4 protein-coding genes are annotated in these 4300 nt (G+C 62.2%); 1 reads left to right on the top strand and 3 read right to left on the bottom strand.

Translation table 11 applies throughout. The annotated features are described in order from the left end of the window. The 3 genes from VMR03_RS02290 to VMR03_RS02300 all read right to left on the bottom strand — a co-directional run. A partial coding sequence (locus tag VMR03_RS02290; protein ID WP_325401875.1) for an NAD(P)-binding protein occupies positions 1–608 on the bottom strand: 608 nt, incomplete at its 3' end. A gap of 185 nt (positions 609–793) precedes the next feature. Next, positions 794–2401 carry a VWA domain-containing protein gene (locus tag VMR03_RS02295; RefSeq protein WP_325401877.1) on the bottom strand — a complete coding sequence of 536 codons (1608 nt, stop codon included), beginning with the start codon at positions 2399–2401 and terminating at the stop codon, positions 794–796. Between the two features lie 182 nt (positions 2402–2583). Beyond that, the gene (locus VMR03_RS02300; RefSeq protein WP_325401879.1) at positions 2584–3831 is read right to left on the bottom strand and encodes an acyl-CoA dehydrogenase family protein; all 1248 of its coding nucleotides are present in this window, start codon (positions 3829–3831) and stop codon (positions 2584–2586) included. A gap of 165 nt (positions 3832–3996) precedes the next feature. Here VMR03_RS02300 and VMR03_RS02305 point away from each other — a divergent pair. Beyond that, positions 3997–4300 (top strand): hypothetical protein (locus VMR03_RS02305; protein WP_325401880.1); only part of this gene is annotated, 304 nt, incomplete at its 3' end.

Consider the following 4300-nt stretch of genomic DNA (forward strand, 5'->3'; position numbering starts at 1 on the left):
ACGTGCAGGGGGCCGGTGCCCATGCCGACATAGTCGGCGGTGAAGCGGTCGCCGCGATTGGTCTCGATCACCCAGCGCGCGTTCTCATTGTCCCATGTCAGGTTTTTCACCTCCGTGTGGAACAGCGCGTTGTCATAGAGACCGTATTGCCTGCCGATGCGCTGGCACTGGGCGAGGATTTCGGGCGCGTGCGCATATTTCTCGCTCGGCATGTGGCCCGTTTCCTCAAGCAGCGGCATGTAGATCATCGATGCCGTGTCGCATTGCGCGCCCGGATAGCGGTTCCAGTACCAGGTGCCGCCGAAATCGCCGCCCTTCTCGATGATGCGGACATCGGCGATGCCGGCTTCCGCGAGACGCGCGCCCGTGACGAGGCCGGCAAAGCCGCCGCCGACAAAGGCAAAGGTCACGTGATCGGTCTTCGGTTCGCGCTCGACGCGCGGCGTGTAGGGATCGTCGAGATAATGCGCGAACTGATCCTTGATCTGGAGATATTGGGCATTGCCGTCTGCGCGCAGGCGCTTGTCGCGTTCGGCGCGATAGCGGGCGAGCAGGGCTTCCTTGTCGAAACGGGCGCCGGCAGGCGCGGCGTTCTCTGTGATCGTCATCGGAGCGGTTCCATCCTGATAATTTGTCAGTTTAGTTTTTTTCCATTTTCCCGATCCTGAGGCGGGATGCAATGGAAACTGTGAGCCACCGGCAAAATCCGCGGAAATCCGAGAAAAAGCCGCTCAAAAGAAAGCCGCCGCGCAAGGATGTCGGCTTGCGCGGCGGCTCGCATTGTCAGGATTGGCTATTCGTTGAGGCTTCTTGCGTCCTTGGCTGCCCGCACCAGCTGCACGAATTCCGCGCGCAATCCGAATTCGTCCTCGCCCCGCGCCTTCTGGGCGAGTGCCGCGATCTCGTCGAGCCCGAAACTGTCGGACACCCAGGGCGACCCGCGCAGGCGTTCGCCGAAGCCAGCGACCGCGACGGCCCAGCGTGTCGCCTCGGGCGCGGCATCGATCGTGGTCAGGGCGTCGGATGAAATCGCCTGTCCGATCAGCTTCGACGTGGTGCCGCCCGGTTCCTTGTAACGCAGCTTGAGATAGGCAAGCTCGTCGCCCTTGCGCGGCGCCTTGCCCTTGTCCTGATAGCGCAGGGGATCCGAGGAGAGCTTCGCACCGACCGGCGTGATTTCATAAAGCGCCGTCACCGCAACGCCGGAGCCGACCTCGCCCGCGTCCACCTTGTCGTTGTTGAAATCCTCGCGCGCGAGCAGCCTTGTCTCGTAGCCGATCAGGCGGTATTCGGCGACGAAAGCGGGATTGAACTCGATCTGGATCTTCACGTCGTCGGCGATCGGAAAGAGCGAGCCCGCGAGATCGTCGTGCAGGAGCTTGCGTGCTTCCTGCATCGTGTCGATATAGGCCGCCGTGCCGTTGCCGGTCTGGGCGAGGCTCTGCATCATCACGTCGTTGTAGTTGCCGCGCCCGAAGCCGTAGACGGAGAGATAGACGCCGGATTTGCGTTTCTCCGCGATGAAATCCTTCAGCTTTTCCGGGTCGTCGATGCCGACATTGAAGTCGCCATCGGTCATAAGGATGACGCGGTTGACGGCCTCCTTGTTGAAGTTCTCCTCCGCCAGACGATAGGCAAGCGCCAGGCCCTCGCCGCCCGCCGTCGAGCCGCCGGCCGCCAGCGCATCGAGGGCCGATCTGATTTTGGTCTTCTGCCCGCCGTCGGTGGGCGCCAGCACTTCACCCGCCGACCCCGCATAGGCGACGATTGAGACATGATCGTCCTTGCCGAGTTGATCGACCAGCAGGTTCATCGCCTTCTTGGCAAGCGGCAGCTTGTCTTCGCTATCCATCGAGCCAGATGTATCGACTAGTAAAACGAGATTGAGCGGAGGTTGGCTGGTGCGCGGCAGTTCGTAGCCCTGCAAGCCGATATGCAGGATCTGGCGATCTTTCGACCAGGGCGAGGCGACGAGCGCCGTCGTTGCCCGGAAAGGCGTCTTTGCGCTCGCGGGCCGCGCGTAGCCGTAGTCGAAATAGTTCACGAGTTCCTCGATGCGCACTGCGTCGCGCGGCGGCAACTGCCCGTCATGAAGGAAGCGGCGGACATTCGCATATGAAGCCGTATCCACGTCGATCGAGAAGGTCGAGACAGGCTCTTGCGCGACGAGCTTCACGCCGTTCTGCGGCGTGTCGGGATATTTCTCGGTGAATGGCGTCGGACTGGCTGAAGCAGAAGAGGTATTCATGACCATATCGTACTGTACGCCGCCTGCGACCGGGCCTAGTTCCGCGGGCAGGACACGCGCGGAACCGGTGTAGGTCTGCGTACTTGCGCATGCACTCAGCGCCAGGAGCGCCGCCATACTCACGCCGAGGAGGCGTGCGGATAAAATCGTCATCTGGATGTCCCCATGATCTCGGTGCCCGGGCCCCGGGGATCATCAGGCGTTCCGTACACGGTAAAAATGGGGCGCAATTCGAGCGCCATTATGGCCGGACAAAATAAAACCGCCGCGAGGCTTTTGCGCCCGCGGCGGTTCCTTGTCGGACCAATCGGGCCGGTCAGGCCCTTCGGTGTTTCCTACCAGAGGCCGTGCTTCTGGATCTCGGCGCGGCCGACGACCATGTGATGGACCTCGTCGGGGCCGTCCGCGAAGCGCAGATGGCGCATGTCGGTGTAGAGGTCCGCGAGCGGCGTCCATTGCGAGATGCCGGCCGCGCCATGCATCTGGATCGCCTGGTCGATGATGAGGCAGACCCGTTCCGGGACCATCGCCTTCACCGCGCTGACATAGACGCGGGCTTCCTTGTTGCCGAGCACGTCCATGGCCTTCGCCGCCTGAAGGACCGAAAGACGCATCGCGTTGATCTCGATCCGGGCGCGGGAAATGATCTCGAGGTTGCCGCCGAGCTTGGCGATCGGCTTGCCGAAAGCTTCGCGCGTCGCCGAACGCTTCACCATCAGTTCCAGCGCCTTCTCGGCCTTGCCGATCGAGCGCATGCAGTGATGGATGCGGCCGGGCCCCAGGCGCACCTGGCTGATTTCAAAGCCCCGGCCTTCGCCGAGCAGGATGTTGTCCTTCGGCACGCGCACATTGTTGAAGCGGATATGCATGTGGCCCCAGGGCGCATGGTCCTTGCCGAAAACCTGCATGGCTTCGAGGATTTCGACGCCGGGCGTGTCCTTGGGCACGAGAATCTGCGACTGCTGCTTCGAAGGCGGCGCATCCGGGCTCGTCCTCACCATGACGATCATGATCTTGCAGCGCGGGTCGCCGGCGCCGGAGATGTAGAACTTCTCGCCGTTGATGACCCACTCGTCGCCGTCGAGCACGGCGGTGGTACGGATGTTTTTCGCATCAGAGCTCGGGATGTCCGGCTCGGTCATCGCATAGGCCGAACGAATTTCGCCGTTGAGCAGCGGTTCGAGCCACTGCTTCTTCTGCGCGGGCGTGCCGACGCGCTCGAGCACTTCCATGTTGCCGGTGTCGGGCGCGCTGCAATTGAGCGATTCGGAGGATAGCGGCGAACGCCCAAGCTCGGCGGCGATATAGGCATAGTCGAGATTCGTCAGGCCCGAGCCGATCTCGGAATCGGGCAGGAAGAAGTTCCAGAGGCCCGATTCCTTGGCCTTGTTCTTCGCGCCCTCCAGCAGCTCGAGCTGGCGCGGATGCCAGCTCCAGCGGTCCTCCTTCTGATCGTTCAGCCGGAAGAATTCTTCCGTGATCGGCTCCACATTTTCCTTGATGTGCTTTTTCACCGCGTCCATCAGGGGTCGGGCTTCCTCCGACATGGCGAGTTGAAACAGGCTTTGGTCGAGATCTGACATGGCGTTCCCATCTATGTTTCAAATTTTTGTTCGCGCAGCCTAATGCCTTCGCACGGAATGCGAAACCCAATCCGTGACACGTGAGGGCGCCGCAGATTTCGGCTAGGCATGGCGGGAGACGGAGCGCATGATCGATGGAGGGGGTACCGCTTCGGAGTGCCGAGAATGAAATCAACCAAGTCGAGCCTTAGCCGCCGTTCCGTTTTCATGGTTTTGCTCGCGTCGGTCGTCGCGCTGCCGTCGGCAGGCGCTTTCGCCGACGATCATCGCCCGCTCGGTCAGGGACAAGGACCGGGCCAACAGCACGGCCAGCCGCCGCAACAAGGCCAGCACGGTCAACCGCAGGGGCAGTCGCACAGCCCGCAACCGCAGGGAAGGCCGCAGGCTCAGCAATCTCATCGCAATGAGCCGGCCGGCCATCCCGAATTCATGCACGACGAATCCCGCTATGTGCGCGACTACTATCGCA

This window comes from Parvibaculum sp., assembly GCF_035511255.1.
GTDB lineage: Bacteria > Pseudomonadota > Alphaproteobacteria > Parvibaculales > Parvibaculaceae > Parvibaculum.

What these genes read in the sequence shown, in the direction of transcription:
- VMR03_RS02295 (WP_325401877.1), bottom strand. Translation starts at nt 2,401, where the DNA reads ATGACGATTTTATCCGCACGCCTCCTCGGCGTGAGTATGGCGGCGCTC.
- VMR03_RS02300 (WP_325401879.1), bottom strand. Translation starts at nt 3,831, where the DNA reads ATGTCAGATCTCGACCAAAGCCTGTTTCAACTCGCCATGTCGGAGGAA.